This window comes from Balneatrix alpica DSM 16621 (genome assembly GCF_000619885.1).
In the GTDB taxonomy this organism is placed as follows: Bacteria; Pseudomonadota; Gammaproteobacteria; order Pseudomonadales; family Balneatricaceae; genus Balneatrix; species Balneatrix alpica.
Genome location: NZ_JHUZ01000006.1, coordinates 437,370 through 460,097, shown reverse-complemented (window position 1 = coordinate 460,097; position 22,728 = coordinate 437,370). Strand labels below are relative to the sequence as shown.

The 22,728-nt window shown below is 57.0% G+C and carries 17 protein-coding genes; 11 read left to right on the top strand and 6 right to left on the bottom strand.

The features are described from left to right. Window positions 1–170: 170 nt before the first annotated feature. Window positions 171–908, bottom strand: coding sequence for a thermonuclease family protein (locus Q334_RS17765; RefSeq protein WP_051527462.1), 738 nt, complete (start codon window positions 906–908; stop codon window positions 171–173). Between the two features lie 130 nt (window positions 909–1,038). Next, on the bottom strand, window positions 1,039–1,257 hold the full coding sequence (gene rpmE, locus Q334_RS0102665; RefSeq protein WP_027311856.1) for a 50S ribosomal protein L31: 219 nt from the start codon (window positions 1,255–1,257) through the stop codon (window positions 1,039–1,041). A gap of 237 nt (window positions 1,258–1,494) precedes the next feature. Here rpmE and Q334_RS0102660 point away from each other — a divergent pair, with 237 nt between their 5' ends. Next, the gene (locus Q334_RS0102660) at window positions 1,495–3,678 is read left to right on the top strand and encodes a primosomal protein N' (RefSeq protein WP_211249475.1); all 2,184 of its coding nucleotides are present in this window, start codon (window positions 1,495–1,497) and stop codon (window positions 3,676–3,678) included. A gap of 192 nt (window positions 3,679–3,870) precedes the next feature. On the opposite strand, the gene Q334_RS0102655 is transcribed toward Q334_RS0102660, so the two are convergent. Further along, window positions 3,871–4,626: a sulfite exporter TauE/SafE family protein gene (locus Q334_RS0102655; protein ID WP_027311854.1), complete on the bottom strand. Its 756-nt coding sequence runs from the start codon at window positions 4,624–4,626 to the stop codon at window positions 3,871–3,873. 248 nt (window positions 4,627–4,874) lie between these two features. Between Q334_RS0102655 and argS the strand changes: the two genes are divergently transcribed. The 8 genes from argS to Q334_RS0102615 all read left to right on the top strand — a co-directional run bounded on the left by argS (window position 4,875) and on the right by Q334_RS0102615 (window position 11,950). After that, complete coding sequence (gene argS / locus Q334_RS0102650) at window positions 4,875–6,620, top strand: arginine--tRNA ligase (RefSeq protein ID WP_027311853.1); 1,746 nt, start codon at window positions 4,875–4,877, stop codon at window positions 6,618–6,620. 3 nt (window positions 6,621–6,623) lie between these two features. After that, on the top strand, window positions 6,624–7,343 hold the full coding sequence (locus Q334_RS17760; protein ID WP_051527461.1) for an SPOR domain-containing protein: 720 nt from the start codon (window positions 6,624–6,626) through the stop codon (window positions 7,341–7,343). Window positions 7,344–7,578: 235 nt separating this feature from the next. Beyond that, complete coding sequence (gene hslV / locus Q334_RS0102640) at window positions 7,579–8,112, top strand: ATP-dependent protease subunit HslV (protein WP_027311852.1); 534 nt, start codon at window positions 7,579–7,581, stop codon at window positions 8,110–8,112. After that, window positions 8,112–9,440: an ATP-dependent protease ATPase subunit HslU gene (gene hslU / locus Q334_RS0102635; protein ID WP_281172993.1), complete on the top strand. Its 1,329-nt coding sequence runs from the start codon at window positions 8,112–8,114 to the stop codon at window positions 9,438–9,440. The genes hslV and hslU overlap by 1 nt, the downstream gene beginning before the upstream one ends. A 9-nt stretch (window positions 9,441–9,449) precedes the next feature. Beyond that, window positions 9,450–9,833, top strand: coding sequence for a gamma-butyrobetaine hydroxylase-like domain-containing protein (locus Q334_RS0102630; protein WP_027311850.1), 384 nt, complete (start codon window positions 9,450–9,452; stop codon window positions 9,831–9,833). Between the two features lie 79 nt (window positions 9,834–9,912). After that, window positions 9,913–10,677 carry a bifunctional demethylmenaquinone methyltransferase/2-methoxy-6-polyprenyl-1,4-benzoquinol methylase UbiE gene (gene ubiE, locus Q334_RS0102625; RefSeq protein ID WP_027311849.1) on the top strand — a complete coding sequence of 255 codons (765 nt, stop codon included), beginning with the start codon at window positions 9,913–9,915 and terminating at the stop codon, window positions 10,675–10,677. A 10-nt stretch (window positions 10,678–10,687) separates the two neighbouring features. Further along, the gene (locus Q334_RS19795; protein ID WP_051527460.1) at window positions 10,688–11,299 is read left to right on the top strand and encodes a ubiquinone biosynthesis accessory factor UbiJ; all 612 of its coding nucleotides are present in this window, start codon (window positions 10,688–10,690) and stop codon (window positions 11,297–11,299) included. A gap of 9 nt (window positions 11,300–11,308) precedes the next feature. Beyond that, complete coding sequence (locus Q334_RS0102615) at window positions 11,309–11,950, top strand: MBL fold metallo-hydrolase (protein WP_211249489.1); 642 nt, start codon at window positions 11,309–11,311, stop codon at window positions 11,948–11,950. Here Q334_RS0102615 and Q334_RS0102610 read toward each other — a convergent pair. Continuing rightward, window positions 11,947–12,603, bottom strand: a complete 657-nt coding sequence (locus Q334_RS0102610; protein WP_027311847.1) for a Crp/Fnr family transcriptional regulator — start codon at window positions 12,601–12,603, stop codon at window positions 11,947–11,949. The two genes, Q334_RS0102615 and Q334_RS0102610, sit on opposite strands and share 4 nt — an antisense overlap. A gap of 140 nt (window positions 12,604–12,743) precedes the next feature. Here Q334_RS0102610 and ilvD point away from each other — a divergent pair, with 140 nt between their 5' ends. Continuing rightward, a complete protein-coding gene (gene ilvD, locus Q334_RS0102605) occupies window positions 12,744–14,582 on the top strand; it encodes a dihydroxy-acid dehydratase (RefSeq protein WP_027311846.1) in 1,839 nt (612 codons plus the stop codon). A gap of 63 nt (window positions 14,583–14,645) precedes the next feature. On the opposite strand, the gene Q334_RS19790 is transcribed toward ilvD, so the two are convergent. Further along, complete coding sequence (locus Q334_RS19790) at window positions 14,646–19,568, bottom strand: PAS domain S-box protein (protein WP_027311845.1); 4,923 nt, start codon at window positions 19,566–19,568, stop codon at window positions 14,646–14,648. A gap of 21 nt (window positions 19,569–19,589) precedes the next feature. Next, a complete protein-coding gene (locus tag Q334_RS0102595) occupies window positions 19,590–20,615 on the bottom strand; it encodes an HD-GYP domain-containing protein (RefSeq protein ID WP_027311844.1) in 1,026 nt (341 codons plus the stop codon). Between the two features lie 227 nt (window positions 20,616–20,842). Between Q334_RS0102595 and Q334_RS17745 the strand changes: the two genes are divergently transcribed. After that, the gene (locus Q334_RS17745; RefSeq protein ID WP_051527459.1) at window positions 20,843–22,597 is read left to right on the top strand and encodes a monovalent cation:proton antiporter-2 (CPA2) family protein; all 1,755 of its coding nucleotides are present in this window, start codon (window positions 20,843–20,845) and stop codon (window positions 22,595–22,597) included. The last annotated feature ends 131 nt before the right edge of the window (window positions 22,598–22,728 follow it).

Sequence of the window (22,728 nt, the reverse complement as noted above, 5' to 3'; positions counted from 1 at the left end):
AAATCTTAATGCAAAGATAAGGCTAGGCCAATGCGGGAAAATAGCTAATTTGAGCAAAACTCAAGAAAAACCCTGCCAACTCTGCAAAAAAGTCATAAATGCAACAGCCGCTAGGTAAATCTTCAACGGATCACCCCTTATAAACCAGCCGGACGACCTGCACATGACAGCTAATGCGACTCCAGCATCGCCAGGCTGCTTAACTGCATGCGCCAACGCGTACGCGTCGCACTCCCGCGCCAAACCAACCAGCCCCTCACCTCCACCTGCTTGCCCAGCCACGCCTGCCCCTGCTGCACTCCCAGCGGATCGGTTAAATACAACTCCACCAGAGTATCCAGACTCAGCAACAGTGCATCAGCGCGCACCTCCACTGCCGTTACCTTGCCTTGCAGACGCTGAAAACCCGATACCCCTGGCGCTAAAGCACTGACACGCTGAGCAGGATAACGCAGCCATACGCCCAGCCTACGCTGTTTAGCCGCCTGTTCATGGGGGCGTAAACACGCCACCCAGGCCAAGTTAGGGGCAATAGCGACATGCCAACCTAAGCCTTGCTCCAACAACAAAGCACTCAGGCTTTGCCCCTGATCATCGAACACCATCGCCAGCTGCCGACCATAGCGATCATGGGACTCCTGCCCCACCTCCAACAATAAAAAGCGGCTATGACGAATAAAGGATTGGGTAGCGGCCAACGCTTCTGCTGCCAGAGGCTGCCCCCGCTCAGGGGTATTCACCCCTAACAGACGCACCTGGCTACCGTCGGCCAACCTGAGACTGTCACCATCCAAGGCAACCGCATGACTCACTGTTTGACTGACAGCACTCGGCTGACAATTAGCCCAGGCAAAGTTGGCATAAAGGGTGATGGCTAGCCAAGCAGCTAAGCCTATTCGATCGCGCATCTGCCTCACTCCCTGGCGTTTCGATGCCAGCAAGTGTAGTCAAGGATGCGTTGAAGGCGAGTGAACAAAAAACAATCGACCAGAAACACAAAAGGCACCCGAAGGTGCCTTTTGCCTGTGACGCAGACGATTACGCCTTGCGACCACCCATCGCGCCGAAACGCTTGTTGAAGCGATCGATACGACCACCTGCATCCAGCACCTTCTGCTTACCGGTGTAGAAGGGGTGGCAAGCGCCGCACACGTCAACGTGGAAATCTTTGCCCAGAGTAGAGCGAGTGTTGATTACGTTACCGCAAGAGCAGTTAACTTTTACTTCAGTATATTTGGGGTGAATACCCTGTTTCATGACCATAGCCTCATATGTTAGTGTGCCGCTACCCGAAAGCCGCACTGGGGTCGGGCACCGCACTGATAGATCTTACTTGCGGTTGCACCGGTTCGCTGTCTGTTCGTCACCTTGCTTAAGGCCCCACTGGTCACTGCGCGTACGCAATGCCACAACGTACCAGGCAAAAATTACGAGGCGGGCATTCTAGCAAAGCCCTGCGGCCAGAACAATCCTTGTACAGCTTTGAGATTCGCCGTGATTGTAGAAGTCGCCCTCGCCGTTCCGCTGTATCGTACCTTTGACTATCTGGCCGGGGAGCATCAGGTACAGGTAGGGATGCGGGTACGGGTTCCCTTCGGCGCCCGCCAAATGATAGGTGTGGTGACCGCACACAAAGAGCAGTCCGACTTCCCCCAATCCAAATTACGTGCCATTCAGGCTGTACTGGACGAGGAGCCCGTGCTGGATGCAGAGCTGCTCAGCCTGCTGCACTGGGCCAGCCAGTACTACTTACATCCCCTGGGGGAGGTACTACAGCAGGCGCTGCCCATCCCCCTGCGCCAGGGTCAACCCGCCAGTTTCCCACGCCAGACCCTCTGGCGCCTGACCAGTCAAGGGCAAAACTTTCATCCCAACGATCTTAGAGGCGCCCGCCAACGGGAACTGTTGCAAGAGCTGCAGCGCTGCCCACAGGGCCTGAGCCAGGAAGCACTGAAAACCCTGGAATACTCCCCCGCCACCCTCAAAGCACTACAAAACCGGGAGCTGATTGAATCCTTTGAACGGGAGAAGCGCCCCCACTATCAACAGCAGGGGGAATTGCTGCATGAAGTCCCCCTCAGCCTCAATGCCGACCAACAGGCCGCCAAAAGCGCTATCTGCGCCGAACTTGAGCAGTACCAATGCTGGCTGCTGGAAGGCATCACCGGCAGCGGCAAAACCGAGGTCTACCTACAGGTGATGAGCGAAGTGCTGCGCCAGGGCAAACAGGTGCTGGTATTGGTGCCTGAAATCGGCCTGACCCCGCAAACCCTGCGCCGCTTCAAACACCGCTTTAACCTGCCCATTGCCATCATGCACTCCGGGCTCTCCGACCAGGAGCGTCTGCAAGCCTGGCTACAGGCCAAGCATGGCCTCACCCCCATCCTGATTGGCACGCGCTCGGCCTTACTCACCCCCCTGCCCAAACTGGGCATGATCATTATTGACGAAGAACACGACACCTCCTTCAAACAACAGGAAGGCTTTCGCTACCATGCCCGCGACCTGGCCTTGGTCAGGGCCAAGCGGCTCAATATTCCCGTCATTCTTGGCTCCGCCACTCCCTCGCTGGAGAGCCTGCATAACGTCAGCCAGGGACGCTTTGCCCACCTGCAACTCAAGCAGCGCGCCGGCAATGCCAGTCCACCGCCACTGCGCTGCCTGAGCATTCGACAGCAGGCGCTGCATGAGGGCATGAGTGCCCCCCTGCTGGCCAGCATCCAAAACCACCTCAAGCTTGGCCAACAGGTCCTGATTTTCCTTAATCGGCGCGGCTTTGCCCCCAGCCTGCATTGCCCCGATTGCGGCTGGCTGGCCCAGTGTGATCATTGCGATGCCCGCATGACCCTGCATAAAGGCAGCCGCCGCTTACTGTGCCACCACTGTGAATACCAACAACCTATCCCCCTGCGGTGTCCACAATGCCATGGCCAGCAACTGACTCCGGTTGGTCAGGGCACCGAGCGCAGCGAAGAAAGCCTGCAGCAACTGTTTCCTGACGTACCGGTGATTCGTATCGACCGTGACAGCACCCGCCAGCGCCAGGGGCTGGAAAAGTTGCTTGCCCCCGTACACCAGGGCGAGCCCTGCATCCTGATCGGCACCCAGATGCTGGCCAAAGGCCACCACTTTCCCCATGTCACTCTGGTCGCCATCCTCGATGCCGATCAGGGTTTGTTCAGCGCTGACTTCCGTGGCATGGAACGGATGGCTCAGCTCTTAATCCAGGTGGCTGGCCGCGCAGGGCGGGCAGAACTGGCGGGTGAAGTTCTGATCCAGAGTGAACATGCCGATCACCCCATGCTGCAACTCCTCTGCCAGCAAGGTTATGCCGCCTTTGCCGCAGCCGAACTGGCCGAACGTCAGCACGTACAACTCCCCCCTTGGCAGCACCTGGCCCTGATCCGCGCCGACCACCCTCGCCCTGGCCTCGCGCTGGACTGGCTGCAACAACTGCAACAGCAGTGGCCCACCCCAGCCGGCATTCAACTCAGTGCCGTGATGCCCGCCGCCATGGAGAAGCGTCACGGTCGTTATCGCGCCCTGATTCACCTCAGCAGCCAGGAACGACGCCCCCTGCATCAGTACCTACAAGAACTGATCAGCCGACTCGAACAAAGCAAGCTCCCCCATGATCTGCGCTGGTCAGTGGATATTGATCCGGCGGATACGTTTTAACGTCATCGGCCTCTTATCTAAATAGTGATCGGCCATCAATGCTAGTGATTCTACGGCTAACCTCCTGCTCACTAGCGATACAGCCCTCGCTAGCACAAAGCACTCATGAGTCCTGCTCTAAGCAGGTAATAAAGCAGCTCTGCCAATAGAGTAGTAAGAGTGATACGGGTACTCATTTCACCTTGCTGGCCATCAGTGATTGAAGCCGGCATAAAGCAGACGGAGTGCCAACAGGGTAATCATCACCTTCAGGATCAGGGCAAAGCGATGATTGGAAAGCCGCTGCAGCACCAGGCTACCAAGCAGGGTGCCGCAACCACCCAACATCACCATCAGCAGGATTAATCCCAGCCAGTCATGCAGGGCCACCCCCAGGGCGATAAACACCCCCACCTTGACCAGATGCTGGCAGCTCATCAAAGCGGCCATGGTGGCCACCAAGGCATGGCGCTCAAGCAGCACATTTTTAAGTAACGCCAGCACAAAGGGGCCAGTGGCCCCGACAAACATGGAGACAAACGCCGTCACCCCACCCATCCATACCCCTGAGCGCTCCCCTATTCCCTGCAGCGGCAACGGTAACCAGCAAAGCAGCAGAATAAACAGCCCCAGCATCAGCTGCAGCACAGACTGGGGCAGGCTGATCACCAGCTGGCCACCCAGGGCGCTGCCCAGCAAGCAACCCAGCACAAACCAACCTGTTAAGGACCAATGCACATGCCGCCAGAGCATCAACAAGCGCCCAGCATTGGAGCCAAGCTGCACCAGGCCATGGACAGGAATAATCACAGTGACGGGGAGGATGTTCGCCATCACCGCCAGCAGGGCCGTGCCACCGCCGACACCGGTGGCCACCGTCAGGGCGGAGGTGAGCAGACTGGCCAACATTAACCAGAGTACATCCGTCCCTGACAAGGCAGGCGGTAGCCAGGTTGTTATCCACGCCATCCATTCCTCTCCTGTATCTGACTTTGCCTGGGTGGCTTAGCGTCACCACCAATGTGGCAGGCGACGGTGATCAGCGACAAATCCAGCCTTTGGGTTGCCCTGCCCTGGCTTTCCTCCGATAATGCGCCTTTGGTCCAACTGGACAGTTCCCACCCTGAACTTTTACCAACTCAAGGGAAGCTAGCCAAGGACACGCCGGGCCTACCCCGTGTCTACGCCGGATTGCCTTAACTCGACTTCGAGCCGCGATGAAAGAGTATATTGCCAAGCTAATTCAAGCCGCCCTGACCAGCCTGCAACAGGCCGGTACCTTGCCCGCTGATCTGGAGGTTCAACCCCAGGTTGATGCGACCCGCGATAAAGCCCATGGCGACTTTGCCAGTAACATTGCCCTGGTGTTAGCCAAACCGGCCCGACGCAACCCGCGTGAATTAGCCCAGGCCCTAGTGGCCGCCCTGCCTACCGATGAGCAGGTGATCAAGGTGGAAATCGCCGGCCCCGGCTTTATCAACTTTTATCTGTCCCAGGCCAGCACCAGCGCCATCGTTGCCAAGGTACTAAGCGAAGGGGAAAGCTTTGGTCGCAGCCAGGCCGGTGCCGGTAACAAGGTGCAGGTCGAGTTTGTTTCCGCCAATCCCACCGGCCCTCTGCATGTCGGCCATGGCCGTGGGGCAGCCTATGGCGCCACCATTGCCAATCTGCTAGCCGCCGTCGGTTATGACGTGCAGCGCGAATACTATGTCAATGATGCTGGCCGGCAGATGAACATTCTGGCTGCCAGTGTCTGGTTGCGCTACCTGGCGCTCTGTGGCGAGTCCTTTGACTTCCCCAGCAACGGTTATAAAGGCGACTATGTGCTGGCCTATGCCGAAGAGCTGAAAAGCAGCGTAGGGGAAGCCTATCGCCACCCCGCCAGCACGGTGTTTGCTGGCATTCCCGCCGACGAGCCCGCCGGTGGCGACAAAGAAGAGCATATTGATGCCCTGATCGAGCGCTGCCGTGAACTACTCGGTGAGGATGGCTATAGCCAGGTATTTGATCTGGGTCTGAACCGCATTCTGGATGATATCCGTGATGACCTGGCCGGTTTTGGTGTCAACTATGACGAGTGGTTCTCTGAGCGCTCCTTAACTGCTGATGTCGAACGCGCGATTGAGAAGCTGCAGCAAAACGGCCACATCTACCAGCAAGAAGGTGCCCTGTGGTTCCGTTCCACCGCCTTTGGCGATGACAAAGACCGGGTCGTGAAACGTGATAACGGCCAGACTACCTACTTTGCCTCGGATATCGCCTACCACCTGAACAAGTTTGAGCGTGGCTTCGATACCGTCATCAACGTCTGGGGCGCTGATCACCACGGCTACATTCCGCGAGTGAAGGCTGCGCTGACCGCCATGGGGCTGGATGCCGACAAACTTCTGGTGCGCCTGGTGCAGTTCGCAATTCTCTATCGCGGCAGCGAGCGGGTACAGATGTCGACTCGCTCCGGCTCCTTCGTCACCCTGCGCGAGCTGCGTGAGGAGGTGGGCAATGATGCTGCCCGCTTCTTCTACGTTTCCCGCAAAGCCGACCAACACATGGATTTCGACCTGGATCTGGCCAAGTCGGAAAGCAAAGACAACCCGGTGTACTACATTCAGTATGCCCATGCCCGTATCTGCACCCTGGTGGGTAAGCTGGAACAGGCCTGGCAACAAGAGCGCGGCCTGGCCAATCTGGAACTGCTGGAGCAGGATGCCGAGCGTGATCTGATGCAGAAGCTGGCGCGCTATCCGGAAACCCTGCACAACGCCGCCGTCAATCACGAACCCCATCAGCTGGCCCACTATCTGCGCGAGCTGGCGGGTGACTTCCATACTTATTACAACGCCCATCGGATGTTGTTAGATGACCTGAACCTGCGTGATGCCCGTCTGGCCCTGGCGTTGGCCGTGCGTCAAGTACTGGCCAATGGTTTGGCGCTACTGGGGGTTTCCGCACCGGAAAGCATGTAACTCATGGCGACCCAGGATTTTGCCAAAAAACACCGCCGCAGTGGCGGCTCCTCCGGACGCTCACGCGCGAAGCAACGCGCGGGGCTGCCCTGGGGCCGGCTATTACTGGTCGTGCTGCTGTTGGGTGGTTTTGCCTTTGTGCTGTTACAGCTCACCAAGGTCAAAACCGACCCCAACCTCAACCAGCAGGTACTCAGTAGCGGCCAAGCGCCGGCGCCAGCCGCCAAGGAAGCGGCCAAGCCAGCAACCAAGGTTCCACCTCCACCGCCCAAGCCTCAGGATGCCGCGGCCAAGAGTTGGGATTTCTATAAACTGCTGCCGGAGTCAGAAGTGCCGCTCCCTTCCGGGGTAGAGCCCCTGGCACCGCCTCCACCGCCGCCACCCACGGCTAATGCGCAAGCACAACCTGATGCCGCCAGCAACAGCACCCCGGCCCAGGTAGTGGAGCTGTCGCAGCCCGCACAACAGCCCGTTGCCAGCACCGCCAGTGCGCGGATGCTGCTCCAGGCCGGTGCCTTCCGTACCGAAAAAGAAGCGGAAGCACTGCGGGTGAAGTTGTTCCTGCAGGGTTTACAGGAGGTCAGCGTCACCCCTGGCCCCGGTAGTGATGGCGGCACCTGGTGGCGGGTGCGTGTTGGCCCCTACAGTGGCGACACCCTCAGCCGCGCCGAAGGCAAGCTTAGCGGCATCGGTATCCAAGCGATTCGGGTACCGGTCAAGTAAAGCGCCACACACCCCAGCAATCCAGGCCGTCCCCCTGACGACTGGATTGCTGAGCCGTCCATTGCGCCCTGCCACACGGCATTGTTGCTACTGCTTAAGGGGTAGCCCCCGCGCCTGCCTTGAAATCTGCCCTGTTCACCACCACTTCCTCCTGCACAGGCGTAACCCGCCCCAATTTTTTTGCCCTCCAGGGCGGCAGGATCTCACATCCTGCACAGCATTGACGGAGAGATTAATGACCACCATCGTTTGCGTTCGCCGAGACGGCCAGGTAGTACTAGGTGGCGATGGCCAGGTATCCCTGGGCCAAAGCGTAATGAAGGGGAACGCCCGCAAGGTGCGCCGCCTCTATCGTGACAAGGTGCTGGCCGGTTTTGCCGGTTCCACCGCCGATGCCTTTACCCTGTTTGAACGCTTTGAAGGCCACCTGGAAAAACACGGCGGCCATTTGCAGCGTGCCGCCGTCGAGATGGCCAAAGAATGGCGCTCCGATCGCGCCCTGCGTCGTCTGGAGGCCATGTTGGTGGTGGCCGATAGCCAATACTCCCTGCTGCTCAGTGGCAGTGGCGATGTGATCGAACCGGAATACGGTGTCCTGGCGATCGGCTCCGGCGGCAACTTTGCCACCGCTGCCGCCCGCGCCATGCTGGATCACTCCAACCTGGATGCCCGCCAGATTGTCGAAGAATCCTTGAAAATTGCCGCCGACATCTGCGTTTACACCAATCATCACCTGACTATTGAAGCCTTGGAAAGCAGCGGAGCCTGATTATGTCCATGACCCCTCGTGAAATCGTGCAAGAACTCGACAAGCACATCATTGGGCAACATCAGGCCAAACGTGCCGTCGCCATTGCCCTGCGTAATCGCTGGCGCCGCATGCAGCTTAGCGCTGCCCAGCGGGCCGAAATCACGCCGAAAAACATTCTGATGATCGGCCCCACCGGGGTAGGTAAAACCGAAATTGCCCGCCGCCTGGCCAAACTCGCCAATGCGCCCTTTATCAAGGTGGAAGCCACCAAGTTCACCGAAGTCGGCTATGTGGGCCGGGATGTAGAGTCGATTGTCCGCGACCTCGCTGACATGGCGATTAAGATGCTGCGTGAGCAGGAAATGCAAAAGGTCAAAGACCGCGCCCTGGATGCTGCCGAAGAGCGCATTCTCGATGCCCTGTTGCCCCCGGCCCGTGGCAGCGGCTTTGATGCCGAGCCCAGCCGCACCGACACTCATACCCGTCAGGTATTTCGCAAAAAACTGCGCGAAGGCGAGTTGAACGACAAAGAAATCGAGATCGAAGTCAGCGCCACCCAGGCTGGGGTCGAAATCATGACACCGCCCGGCATGGAAGAAATGGCCAGCCAACTGCAAAACATGTTCGCCAACCTCGGTGGCGGGCGTAAGCAGAGCCGTCGCCTCAAGGTCAAAGAAGCCCTGCGCCTGCTGCAGGAGGAAGAAGCCGCCAACCTGATCAAAGAAGATGATCTGAAAGCCCGTGCAGTGGAAGCCGTGGAGCAAAACGGTATCGTCTTTATCGATGAGATCGACAAGGTCGCCAAGCGCGGCGAAACCAGCGGTGCCGATGTTTCCCGCGAAGGGGTACAACGGGATCTGCTGCCCTTGATCGAAGGCTGCACCGTCAATACCAAGCACGGCATGATCAAAACCGATCATATCCTCTTTATTGCCTCCGGTGCCTTCCATCTGTCCAAGCCCTCGGACCTGATTCCTGAATTACAGGGGCGTCTGCCGATCCGGGTTGAGCTCAACGCCCTGACGCCAGAAGACTTCAGCCGCATCCTCACCGAGCCGGACTTCTCCCTCACCGAGCAATATCAGGCCCTGCTCTCTACCGAAGGGGTGCGGATTGAGTTCGCTGACTCCGGCATCCAGCGTTTGGCGGAGCTGGCCTTCCAGGTCAACGAGAAAACCGAAAACATCGGCGCCCGTCGTCTCCATACCCTGATGGAGCGTCTGCTGGAGGATGTCTCCTTCCAGGCTGGAACAGGGCTCGACAGCCTCAGCGTCGATGCCGCCTATGTGGATGCGCAACTGGGTGAACTGGCCCAGGATCAAGACCTGAGCCGCTATATTCTGTAAGGAAAAGCCATGAGTGCACCTCGTCCCTCCGCCCTGCGTCTACATAAAGCCTCCAAAACCCTGGAGCTGGTGTATGGCGAACAGCACTATCATCTCAGTGCCGAGTTCCTGCGGGTGCACTCCCCCTCCGCCGAGGTCCGTGGCCATGGCCGCGGCCCCGGTATTCTGCAGACCGGCAAACTCCATGTTGGCATCGATAAAATCGAGCCCAGCGGCCACTACGCGGTCAAAATCAGCTTCGACGACGGCCACGACAGCGGCCTCTACACCTGGGATTACCTCCACGACCTGTGCCAACACCAGCAGCGTTACTGGCAACACTATCTTGACCGTTTAGCCAGTGCCGGTGCCAACCGCGACCCGGATGTCAGCGTGGTGAAGATTTTGGGCTAGGCCCTACCCCTTATTGGGAAGGACAAAGCCAGACTAACCCTCTAAAATGGTCGCAGTTTTTGCAGGCCAGGATCGAACCATGAGCGAACAGGACAAATCCAGCGGTAACACCACCCACTTTGGTTACAAGCAGGTACCGACGGACGAGAAGGTCAAAAAGGTAGCAGAGGTATTCCACTCCGTTGCCGCCAAGTATGACCTGATGAATGACCTCATGTCGGCGGGGGTTCATCGCCTGTGGAAACGCTACACCATCAACCGTAGCGGCGTACGGGCCGGTCACAGTGTACTGGACATTGCCGGTGGCACCGGTGACCTGACCTATCAATTCAGCCGCCTGGTGGGCGCCAAGGGCAAGGTAGTGCTGGCGGATATTAACGACTCCATGTTGAAGGTCGGCCGTGACAAGCTGATCGACCGGGGCGTGGTCGGTAATGTCGAATACGTTCAGGCCAATGCCGAGTGCCTGCCCTTCCCCGATAACAGCTTCGATGCCATCACCATCGCCTTTGGTCTGCGTAATGTCACCGATAAAGACAAGGCCCTGGCCTCCATGGCGCGGGTGCTAAAACCCGGTGGCCGCTTGTTGGTGCTGGAGTTCTCCAAAACCAACAACCCCCTGCTAACCAAAGCCTATGATCTCTACTCCTTCACCGCCTTGCCGCTGATGGGCAAGCTCATCACTGGCGATGCCGAGTCCTACCGCTATCTAGCCGAGTCGATCCGTATGCACCCGGATCAGGAAACCCTCAAGGGGATGATGGAAAACGCCGGACTGGTGCGGGTGGAATACGAGAATATGAACGGCGGCATCGTCGCCCTCCATACCGGGATCAAACCCTGAGGTAACGCCTATGTTCCGGCCCCTGCGCTCTGCCCTGCTCGCCACCCTGGAGGCACGTCTGAACAGCCTGCTCAGTCGTGATCCCTGGCTGCTGCAGCGCTTACCGGAACTGGCAGATCGCTGTATCGAACTGCAGCTGCAGGAGTGGCCTGAACCGCTTTACCTGCGCCTGTTAGAGCAAAGCCTGCGGTTGCAACTGGAAGCGCCGGAGCAAGTCGATGCCCGCGTGCAGGCCAACCTCAGCCAATTATTGGCGCGCCTGGCTGACCCCAGTCAGCCGCTGGCCGGCTCCGGTATCCAAATCGATGGGGATCACCAGCTGCTGCAACAGTTACAGCGCCTCTATCAGGGCTTTGATCCGGATTGGGAAGGCTGGCTGGCGGAGCATCTGGGGGATATCCCCGCCCATCTGATCGGCAAGGCGTTGCAACAACAGCGCACTTGGCTTGCCCGTAGCCGTGGCGAGTTGCATGCCGACTTACGTGAATACCTGCAGGAGGAGTCAGGACTGCTCCCCACCCCAATCGAAGTCGAAGACTGGATAGAAGACATTCGCCAGGCCCGTTTACATCTCGATCGTCTCGAAGCTCGCTTACAGCAGTTAGAACAACAGCAAGGTTAATCATTCATGCTGCGTTATCAGGTTATCCCGGTTACTGCCTTTGCCCAAAATGCCACCCTGGTCTGGTGTGACCAGAGTATGGAGGGAGCGCTAATTGATCCCGGCGGTGAACCCGAGAAACTGCTGGACGCGGTCAAGCAAGCGGGGGTCAAACTCAGCAAAGTACTGCTCACCCATGGCCACCTGGATCATGTCGGTGCTGCCCAGCACCTCTCCAGTGAGCTGCAGTTGCCAATCGAAGGTCCCCACCTGGCGGATCAGTTCTGGCTGGATGCGTTAGTGCAACAAGCGCAGATGTTTGGTTTCCCACCCGCCCAGGCCTTTCATCCAGACCGTTGGCTCGCCCAAGGAGATGAGGTGCAAGTCGGTGAGGAAGTGCTGCAAGTACGCCACTGCCCCGGCCATACCCCTGGTCATGTGATTTTCTATCATGCGGCCACTCAGTGGGCACAGGTGGGGGATGTATTATTTAAAGGCTCTATCGGTCGCACCGACTTCCCCGGCGGCGACCATGACACCCTGATCCGCTCGATTCATGAACAACTCTTCAGCTTGGGGGATGAGGTGCGCTTTGTCCCCGGTCATGGCCCAGAGTCCAGCTTCGGCGCTGAGCGCCGTGGCAATCCCTTCGTCAGCGGTCGTTTTGGTTAAAGCGTCGCCTCAGCGATGTAACGATTTAAGGCCAGGGGCTGTTGCACATCCAGTGACCCCTGGTTAAGTAAAATCCAGCCGCGCTGTTCAAACTCATGGAGCAGATGATTCACCGCACTTTCCGGCGCATCCAGGCTATTCGCCAGATTAGCCAAGCTAACCAACCATGCCTGCGGATGCGCCCGCTCCAACAGTAAGCGTGCCAAGCGGATATCCAAACGGCGCAAACTCAGTTCACTGATCAGTGCCATCACTTCCTGTAAACGCTGACCAAACTGGCTCATCACCAGCAAACGCAAATCCTCCGACTCCGCCAAACCACGCAACAAGGCGGGGCGCGGAATCACCAATGCCTGTACCAGCGAGTCACTGACACAACTGGCGGGGTAGGCGCTCTCCCCCAGCAGACAACTGGTGGTCAGCACGCAGGCTTGCCCTGCCTGCAAACGATAAAGCACCAACTCACGACCACTGGGGCAGGTCAGATAGACCCGCGCCCTACCTGCCACCATCAGCAAATACTGGCAGCATCGATCGCCCTGACGATAGAGTACTCGCCCTGGGGGCAACTCAATCAACGCGGCCGTCTGTAGCACTGCGCGACCACTGCTATCCCGTACCTGCTGCTCGAAAACTTCAAGTTGATTCGCCATAGCGCTTTCGTGTGCTTTGCTGTTTTGCTTAGAATAGACCCTCTTTGCCCCGCCAGCACAGGCGACGGGCGTATAACAAGCCAACCCTAGCGTGATTAGCCACTTTGAGTTGGCATAAGCAGCACCTGTGAGGAATACCCATGCCTGCCTATCGTTCCAAAACCTCCACGGCTGGCCGCAACATGGCTGGCGCTCGCGCGCTCTGGCGTGCCACCGGCATGAAGGATGAAGACTTCCATAAGCCGATTATTGCGGTGGTCAACTCTTTTACCCAGTTTGTGCCTGGTCACGTCCACCTGAAAGACCTGGGCCAACTGGTGGCCCGGGAGATTGAAAAGGCCGGTGGGGTCGCCAAAGAATTCAACACCATCGCGGTGGATGATGGCATCGCCATGGGCCACGATGGCATGCTCTACTCCCTGCCCTCCCGTGACATCATCGCCGACTCCGTGGAGTACATGGTCAACGCCCACTGTGCCGATGCCATGGTCTGTATCTCCAACTGCGACAAAATCACCCCGGGAATGCTGATGGCGGCGATGCGCCTCAATATCCCAGTGATTTTCGTCTCCGGCGGCCCGATGGAAGCCGGTAAGACCAAGCTGTCCGAGCACAAGCTGGATCTGGTGGATGCAATGGTGATTGCCGCCGATGACAGTGCCAGCGATGAGATGGTGGCCGAGTACGAGCGCTCTGCCTGCCCCACCTGCGGCTCCTGCTCCGGCATGTTTACCGCCAACTCGATGAACTGTCTGACCGAAGCCTTGGGCCTGTCTCTGCCCGGTAATGGCACCGTGGTCGCCACCCACAGTGACCGCCGCCGCCTGTTTGAAGAAGCCGGTCAACGTATCGTCAGTCTGGCCAAACGCTACTACGAGCAAGACGACATCACCGCCCTGCCCCGTACCATTTCCAGCGACAAGGCCTTTGAAAACGCCATGACCCTGGATATCGCCATGGGCGGCTCCACCAACACCATTCTGCATATCCTGGCCATTGCGCTGGAAGCTGAGCTCAACTTCACCCTGAAGGATATTGATCGCCTGTCACGCAAGGTGCCCCAGCTGTGTAAGGTGGCCCCCAATACCCCCAAATACCATATCGAAGATGTACACCGTGCCGGTGGCATCATGGCCATTCTCGGTGAGCTCGATCGTGCCGGTCTGCTGCACACCGATGTACCCACTGTGCATAGCGCTACCATGAAAGAAGCGCTGGATACCTGGGATATCATGCGCAACCCCAGCGCCGAGGTAGTGGAGTTCTATAAGGCCGGCCCGGCGGGCATTCCTACTCAGGTGGCCTTTAGTCAGTCCACCCGCTGGCCCAGTCTGGATGGTGATCGTGCCCAGGGCTGTATCCGCAACCTGGAACATGCTTTTTCCCTTGAGGGTGGCCTGGCCGTCCTCTTCGGTAACCTGGCCGAAGACGGCTGCGTGGTGAAAACCGCTGGGGTGGATGACTCCATTCTGGTGTTCGAAGGCCCGGCCCATATCACCGAGTCCCAGGATGAAGCCGTTGCCCATATCCTGGAAGGCAAGGTGAAAGAAGGGGAAGTGGTCATCGTCCGTTATGAAGGCCCCCGTGGCGGCCCCGGCATGCAGGAAATGCTCTACCCCACCAGCTACCTGAAGTCCAAGGGACTGGGCAAGGCCTGCGCCCTGCTAACCGATGGCCGTTTCTCCGGCGGCACCTCTGGTCTGTCCATCGGACACGTTTCACCGGAAGCGGCGGCAGGCGGCACCATTGGTCTGGTTCGAGATGGTGATCCTATCCGCATCGATATTCCCAACCGCCGCATCGATCTGTTAGTCGATGAGGCCGAGCTGGCCAAGCGCCGTGCGCAGCAGGATCAACTGGGCTGGAAGCCGGCTAAGCCACGTCCGCGCAAAGTCTCTGCCGCCTTGAAGGCCTACGCCCTGCTGGCTACCAGTGCCGACAAGGGTGCGGTACGGGATCTATCCAAGCTGGAAGGCTAAGCGTCATACCCTGGTCATACCCTGATTGTCCCACCAAGCCGTTTATCGGCTTGGTGCTTTCCGCTAACTCTCCCCCCTGTCTTCATCCTGTTGGCTGGCCAAGTACTCGGCCAAGGCCGCTGCAGCACCATCAAAATCATACTGCTCCAGGGCATAAGCCAGTTTTTCCAGGCGCGCCTTACCCAACCCCAGCCACTGGCCACGATACTGTTCAAAGTAGCTACGCGCTTCAAAGTCCTGCTCGCTTAACAAGCGTTGCAATTGCTGTAATTGCGCCGTATCCGGTGGATTGAGCTCGCCCTCTTCCTGCTCTTGCTCACCCACCACCTGACTAATCAGCAGACGGGTACGGTGAAAAGCCGCCAATAAGCTGGCCGCACGATTATCTAACTCAATTGAAGCATCCTGCTCCACCTGCAAGGCCAGCTCAGCCAACTCACTAAAGCCCAGGTTAGCGGCCACCCCCTTGAGACTATGGGCATGGCGCTCCAGATCGGCCCAGGCCCGCTGATGCCAGCTCTCCCACAAATCCGCTTCAATCGCCGGAGCGCGCAATAGCCATTTCTGTAACAAGCGTTGGTACATGTCATCGCGTCCCTGCAGACGCAACAGCGCTTCTTCCACATTAATCCCTGCCTCAATCAGCACCTGCCAAGGCGATGCCTGGCGCTGCTCGGCCTGACTCAGGGTTTCCAGTTCACGCCCACTCCAACGGGCCAGTTTGTGGAAGAGTTCATCCACATTAATCGGCTTGGCCAGATGATCGTTCATCCCCACTTGCAGACACTGCTGGCGATCCTGCGGCATCGCATTAGCGGTCATGGCCAGGATGGGCAAGTTTTGCCATTGCGCCTGTTCGCGAATGTGGCGGGTTGCGGTATAGCCATCCATGACCGGCATCTGAATATCCATCAGCACCAAGTCAAAACTTTCCTTGCTTAGCCAATCCAACGCTTCCTGGCCGTTCTCCGCCACCAGCACATCAATCCCGGCTTGCTCCAGCAGCTCACGGGCCAGCTCCTGATTGATCTCATTGTCTTCCACTAACAGTACTTGCAGACCCTGTAAGCGATAATAGCGACGCTGGTTGCCTATATTCTCCGGGGGACACGGGCTTAGACCCGGCTGACCCAACCAACGTACACAGGTATCAAACAAGCTGGAGGGGCTGATAGGTTTGACCAAGCAAGACTGGATGCCCGCCCGCGCCAGCAAGGGCTGCACCTGCTCATGTTCAAACACATTGGTCAAGAGTACGCAGGGGGGCAACGGCTCACCCTGTGCTTTCAGTTGCTGCCACAGCGCAATGCCGTCTTGATCGGCCAGTTTCCAGCTCAGCAATACCAAGCGACAGTGACGCACCTGTTCAGGGGTCTGTTGCCAGCAGTGGAGAAACTCTGTGGCATTGGCAAACGCCTTGACCTGAAACGAGAAGGTTTGCAGATCTCGCACCAGCGTTTCCCGTACCAAGTCATGGCTATCAATCACCACCACCGTCTGCCCTTCCAGGCTGGTATCCGGCAGGGCGTATTCAGCATTTGCCGTCTCCTCCATCACAAAACGGGCACTAAACCAGAACTGACTACCCTGCCCTGGCTGGCTCAAGACATTGATTTCACCATGCATCATCTGCACCAGGCGGCGGCAGATCGCTAACCCCAATCCAGTACCGCCATACTTACGGGTGGTGGAGCTATCAGCCTGACTAAAGGAACGGAATAACTTCTCCTGCTGCTCAGTATTCATGCCGATCCCTGAGTCCTGCACGGAGAATTTCAGCTCGACCGACTCGCCATCCTGTTGCAAGACCTCAACCGCCAGCAGAATTTCCCCTTGCTGGGTAAATTTGATCGCATTACTGATGAGATTGTTCAGCACCTGTCCCAAGCGCAAAGGGTCGCCACGTAAATGGATCGGTAAATCCGGGGGCAGATCCAGGATCAGCTCCAAACCCTTTTCCACCGCTTTGAGAGTAAAGAGTTGGGCACTTTCCTGCAGGACAACCTCAAGGTTGAAGGGCACCACCTCCATCTCCAATCGACCCGCCTCAATTTTGGAGAAGTCGAGAATGTCATTCAGAATCTGCAACAAGGACTTGGCCGCGCTATCCACCTTAGTCAAATAGTGACGCTGACGTTCATTCAACTCAGTACCTAAGGCCAGGTGGGTCATGCCTAGAATGGCATTCATCGGTGTGCGGATTTCATGGCTCATGTTCGCCAGGAAGTCACTCTTGGCTTGGCTGGCGAGCTCTGCCGCAACCCTCGCCCGCTCCAACTCCAGCTGCAACTCTTTGATTTCATTAACAAAAATAGTCACTCCAAGAATACGCAGCGGCATACCTGTCGCATCCCGCTGCACCGCACGGCCCCAATCCATCACCCACTGCCAGTCGCCTTTGGCATCACGGATGCGATACTCCACCCGGTAATCTTCCGTCTCGCCACAGGCATGAGCACGGGAAGCCTGGGCATGATGACTCAGGTCATCCGGATGAATCAGCGCCAACCACTGTGCGGCTTGCTGTGGTGCCTGTTCAGGCGCATAACCCAGTCGCTGTTGCCACACCGGGCTGGTATATACCCGATCCCCCTCTTGCCAATCCCACAGGCCTATCCCTGCCCCTTTCAGCGCCAGTTCCAAGCGTTGTTCAGACTCTTGAATGCGCCGTTCCGCCTCCTTGCGTTCAGTAATATCATTCGAGACGCCACAGACCGCATAAATATTGCCATCCGGGTCATAGAGGGGGAATTTATAGGACAGAAAGGTCAATACCCCTTCATCGCGGATCAGCTCCTCTTCCAGCTCACGGATTCGTCCATCCTGCAAAACTTGGTAATCAATACGATCAAAACTATCGGCCTGCTCTTCTGGCAACACTTCAAATAGGCTACGCCCCACTACCTCCTCTTTGCTCAATCCCATGAGCTGGCTCCAACGCGCATTAACCAGTAAATAGCGTCCCTGCAAGTCTTTGAGATAGATCACCGAAGGGGAGTAGTCGAGAATCGCCTGAGACTGTTGCTGTTGCAGCTGCAATGTTCGATGAGCTTGTTGCAACTGTAATTGCGCTTGATGTTCATCGGTGACATCCATCACCGATACCACTGCATACTGAAAATCACCCTGCTCATCCCGCATTGCGGTGGCACGGATATCTCCCCAACGTTCTGCACCATCATGGTGACGCACCCGCAAGACCTGGCGCACTACCTCTTCACCACTCTTCAATGCCGCCAACACGGCAGAGGCTTTGGGCTTATCCTCCTTGCAAACCAGCTGCTTGGCCACCAGCTGTAATAACGCGTCAAGGCGGTAACCGCTAAATAAACAAAATTCATCATTGGCATTGAGCACTCGGCCATCCGCATCCAAGGAAATTAAGCCAACACCGGCATGATCAAACAGTGCACGGAAGAAGGCATCCTGCTCTCGGCGTTGTCGCTCTGCCTCAACACGATCACTGATATCCACCAGGGTACCCTCTAGCGTCAGAGCAACACCCTGCTCGTCATAGCTGGCTTGCCCCCGCTCATATACCCAGTGCAGCACCCCATCCTGATCATAAAGGCGGTATTCCAATGAGTAAGGACGACGCTCCTGCACACTGGCCTCAATAACTTGGCGAAATGCCAACACATCATCCGGGTGGATCATATCCACCAGCTCTACCCTTCCCTTACCGATGAAGAAATCAGGTGAATAACCGGTCAAACGCTCAATTTCATTGCTAACAAACTCAATCGGCCAGCTGTCAGCTAACAGGCTCACGCGAAACACCGTGCCCGGCATATTGGCGACCAGACTGCGATATTGACGCTCACTGCGTACCAACGCTTCAGTCCGGGTCGCGACCCGCTGCTCCAACTCCTGGTTCAGCTGCCGTAGGCTCGCTTCGCGATCCTGCAAGCTTTTCACCATCATGGCAAAGCTACTGGCCAGCTCACCCACCTCATCCCGGCTGTTATAAGCCTCCAAGAAAACCGGGCGACCTAAACTCAGATCACGCGCCGCTTTCTGCAAACGCTGAAGCGGTTCTAACAAGTGGGAGGTCAGCATATAGGTCAGTAACATCAGCAGGATAAAAACACTGCCCCAAATCAGTCGCTGTTCCCAGAGATAGTTTTGTGTCCGTATATTCAGACGTTCAGGATCAAGGCGAATACCCAGTTGCCAACCCAGAATAGGGGCCTGAGTAAAGTAAATACGCTCAGGCCGTTGCTGATCAAAACTGAGCTCCAGCCAACCACTGGAACTGGCCTGTAACTGCTCATAGAGGTGGGTGAGTTCCTCATAAGGCAGTTGCAATAGCGACTGATGCAGTAAAGCCGGCTCCTGCACATGGGCAAATTGCTGATTACTGGTGATCACCCACAGCTGTTCTGCTTTGATATTAGGTAAGTGCAATACCTGGGAGAGCTGCTTAAGCGATAAATCCACCGCCAACACAGCTAACAGGCGGCCTCGTTCGCGCACTGGCAGGCTAAAACTCACCACCGCCTCTCCCCGCACCGGCTCACGCCAGATCAGTGACCAACTGCCCGACACTCGCGTCAAACTACGCTGCCACCAGTCCTGCTGATGAAAATCATGCTGGGGCATCAGGTTCAGTAGCCAACTCTCCTCTTCCTGGCGATAGGCGTGGTACCAGCGGGCAGGCTTAGCCTCCGGCAAAGCCAAATTAATAGAGTGAATGAGCGGGCTATTAGTAATGGCCGCCTGCAGCAGAGTCTTAATCTCAGACTCTTGCAAGGCCAAGCGGCTGCTGAGCAACGAGACCAGCGTGCGTCCAGTTTGCTCCAGCACCCCCAGCTCTGCGGCTAATTCCTGCGCCCCTTGCCCTACCAGGGCAAGATAGCGACCGTGGGTCTCCTCATTCAACAATGCTTGCAGCTGACGCTGGGTAACGATAGAAGTCAGCAATAACGCAACAAAGCAGGGCAAAATAATCCATAACAGTAATTTGCGCTTAAAAGACAACTGCATCACTCTCCCGCTCCCTGCCACTCATTCATCGGCATAAAGATCACGAATACGCAGCACTTCCGGCAAGCACTGCTCAAACAGCACCACCAATTCAGGATCAAAGTGCTTACCTGCCTCGCGCCGCAACAACGCCATGGCGTCTTCCACTGACCAGGCCCTTTTGTAAGGCCGTTCTGAGGTGAGGGCATCAAACACATCGGCAATTGCCACCAAACGCCCCGAGATCGGGATCATTTCGCCGCGTAAACCATAGGGGTAGCCTGAACCATCCCATTTTTCATGGTGGGTAATGGCGACTTCTTTCGCCATCAGTAGGAGGGGGGAGGGATTATTGGTGGATAAAATTTCAGCGCCATAGAGAGCATGGCGCTTCATGATCTCCCATTCATCCGGATCAAGCTTGCCCGGCTTTTGCAAAATCGCATCGGGAATACCGATCTTACCGACATCATGCATGGGAGCAGCATGTAGCAGCAGATTGGCAACTTCCTCATGCAGCCCCGCCGCCAGCGCAAGCTGATGGGTGTAATGGCTCATGCGGATAACGTGCATGCCGGTTTCGTTATCCTTGTACTCCGCTGCCGCGCCAAGACAACGCACTATTTCCAGTCGGGTACGCTCCAGCTCGCGGGTACGCTCACTCACTCGACGTTCAAGTTCACGTTGCTGATCATACAGTGCCAAATGCGTGCGTACCCTTGCCTTCACTATCGGTGGGCTAATCGGCTTGGTGATGTAATCCACCGCGCCTAATTCAAAGCCACGAATTTCATCCGCCACATCCGAGCGGGCGGTCACAAAAATCACCGGGATATGGCGGGTAACCAAGTCCTTTTGCAGGCGCTCGCATACCTCATAGCCATCCAGCTCAGGCATCATCACATCCAATAAAATCAGATCGGGCTGATCCGGTCCTTTGGCTAATTTCAGTGCCTGCTCACCATTTAAGGCCACCTTGACTCGATACTGCTCCCTGAGGATGCCAGCGAGTACATCAATGTTCTCCGGCGTGTCATCCACCACCAGAATGGTCTGCTTGGTTTCCATCATCCCTCCTCGCCCAAACCAAACTCGCTCACTATCTGTACAGCCGAGTTAGCTTTTTTCCCACTCCCTATGCCGCCAGATATACGCGCTTTGAGCTGCCTGCCGTTCAGAACCCAGCCGGATTGTTTGCTTTCTCGCCAAGGGTGCTACCATAGGGCGCGCGAAGGTTGGCAGCACCAAAGCCTGCCACCGAGCCAGCATGACTAGTCGTACGAGGATGTCCGGGTATGGATCACTTTCTGCAAAGCGCCGTAATCTTTTTGCTTGCCGCTGTCTGCATCGTTCCCATTGCCAAGCGCAATGGCTTAGGGGCAGTCCTGGGCTACCTGGGTGCCGGCTTACTAATCGGCCCGGATGGGTTAGGTCTGGTTACTGAGGTGGAGTCGATTCTGCACTTCTCTGAGCTCGGCGTCGTGTTACTGCTGTTTCTGATTGGTTTGGAGCTGAAGCCCAAACGTCTATGGGTGATGCGTAAAGCGGTATTTGGCTTAGGTATGAGTCAGGTATTCGCCAGCGGTGCAGCCCTCGGCATCCTGCTCTTTATTGGCGCCTTGATTCTCGATTTCGGCTGGAAGAGTGCCCTGATTGGCGGCTTCGGTCTTGCGCTTTCCTCCACCGCCTTTGCACTGCAATTGATGTCTGAGCGCAATGAGCTGGGCTCCCACTATGGTCGAGGCGCCTTTGCCGTACTGCTATTCCAAGACTTGGCGGTGGTACCCTTACTGGCCCTGGTTTCTGCCTTGGCTGACTCCAAAGCCCATGACACCAATTTCCTGTTGAATCTGTTGCAGGGTCTGGCGGTCATCGGCGCCGTTATCGCCGGTGGACGTTTCCTGGTCAAGCCTGCGTTTCATCTGGTGGCCCAGGCCCATAGCCGTGAACTCTTCACTGCCGCCGCACTCCTGGTGGTGATGGGCACTGCGCTGCTGATGGAACTCGCTGGCTTGTCGATGGCACTGGGTGCCTTCCTGGCTGGCATGCTGCTGTCTGACTCCGAATTCCGTCATCAACTGGAAGCCGATATTGAGCCTTTCCGCGGCCTGTTACTGGGACTGTTCTTTATGGCGGTCGGCATGTCGATGGATATTCAGCTGTTCCTCGACTGGTGGTGGCTGATGCTGATTCTGGTGGTAGTGCTGATGGGTAGCAAAACCGCCGTGCTGTACTCCCTCGCCCGCCGCTTTGGCAACGACAGCGGCGATAGCCTGCGCATGGCTGCCATGCTGTCACAAGGGGGAGAGTTTGCCTTTGTTCTCTTTGCTGCTGCCAGTACCGCCAAAGTAATGCCTCAGGATCTGGCCAATGCCCTGATTCTGGTCGTTACCCTGTCAATGGTCTGCACCCCGTTGTTACTGAAAGCGGTTGATATGCACCTCGGTAAGCTCAAAGGCAAACAGGATGAAGGACAGGACGATGTCAAAGCCATGGAGCACGAGCCCCTCCCCGATCAGCAGCCCGATGTGCTGATTATCGGTTTTGGCCGTATGGGTCTGACCATTGCCCGGGTATTAAAAGAGCGAGGGATTCCCTTTATTGCTATCGACAGCAATGCCGCCCACATTCGCCATGCCCGTCGCCTGGGCTACGAAGTATCCTTTGGTGATGCCATGCGCCTTGATGTGCTGGAGGCTGCCGGAGCAGGCAAAGCCAAACTGATTATTGTCGCCATCAACGATATGGATATCTCCGCCAAGGCGTCTCTGCAAATCCGTGAACACTTCCCCAAGGCCAAGCTGTTTGCCCGGGCCCGTAACGTGGAACATGCTCACTGCCTGCTGGAGCTGGATCTGGACTACATCTTCCAGGAAACCTACGACACCAGCCTGAATGTCTGTTACGAGGCCATGAAGGTACTTGGCACCGGTGGCGATGAAGCAGACCGTTGGCTGCAAGAGTTCCGCGCCATCGACCTGGCACAAATGGAAGCCGGACGCCTAGCCAAGGCCACTGCTCCCAAGGGCGAGAACCTGGATATTCACTGATCTTGTGCTTGATCCAGATCGCCTGCTGGATTGAAAAAAGGGTCGTTTCCTTGACAGGAACGACCCTTGCCGTTCAAGGGTGGCTCTGATAGAGTGCTGCCCACTTTCTAACCACCTTTACCTCGCGCCTT

Coding starts and splice junctions, on each gene's coding strand:
- Q334_RS17765 (WP_051527462.1), bottom strand. CDS start 908: ATGCGCGATCGAATAGGCTTAGCTGCTTGGCTAGCCATCACCCTTTAT.
- rpmE (WP_027311856.1), bottom strand. CDS start 1,257: ATGAAACAGGGTATTCACCCCAAATATACTGAAGTAAAAGTTAACTGC.
- Q334_RS0102655 (WP_027311854.1), bottom strand. CDS start 4,626: ATGGCGTGGATAACAACCTGGCTACCGCCTGCCTTGTCAGGGACGGAT.
- argS (WP_027311853.1), top strand. CDS start 4,875: ATGAAAGAGTATATTGCCAAGCTAATTCAAGCCGCCCTGACCAGCCTG.
- Q334_RS17760 (WP_051527461.1), top strand. CDS start 6,624: ATGGCGACCCAGGATTTTGCCAAAAAACACCGCCGCAGTGGCGGCTCC.
- hslV (WP_027311852.1), top strand. CDS start 7,579: ATGACCACCATCGTTTGCGTTCGCCGAGACGGCCAGGTAGTACTAGGT.
- Q334_RS0102630 (WP_027311850.1), top strand. CDS start 9,450: ATGAGTGCACCTCGTCCCTCCGCCCTGCGTCTACATAAAGCCTCCAAA.
- ubiE (WP_027311849.1), top strand. CDS start 9,913: ATGAGCGAACAGGACAAATCCAGCGGTAACACCACCCACTTTGGTTAC.
- Q334_RS19795 (WP_051527460.1), top strand. CDS start 10,688: ATGTTCCGGCCCCTGCGCTCTGCCCTGCTCGCCACCCTGGAGGCACGT.
- Q334_RS0102610 (WP_027311847.1), bottom strand. CDS start 12,603: ATGGCGAATCAACTTGAAGTTTTCGAGCAGCAGGTACGGGATAGCAGT.
- ilvD (WP_027311846.1), top strand. CDS start 12,744: ATGCCTGCCTATCGTTCCAAAACCTCCACGGCTGGCCGCAACATGGCT.
- Q334_RS19790 (WP_027311845.1), bottom strand. CDS start 19,568: ATGCAGTTGTCTTTTAAGCGCAAATTACTGTTATGGATTATTTTGCCC.
- Q334_RS0102595 (WP_027311844.1), bottom strand. CDS start 20,615: ATGGAAACCAAGCAGACCATTCTGGTGGTGGATGACACGCCGGAGAAC.
- Q334_RS17745 (WP_051527459.1), top strand. CDS start 20,843: ATGGATCACTTTCTGCAAAGCGCCGTAATCTTTTTGCTTGCCGCTGTC.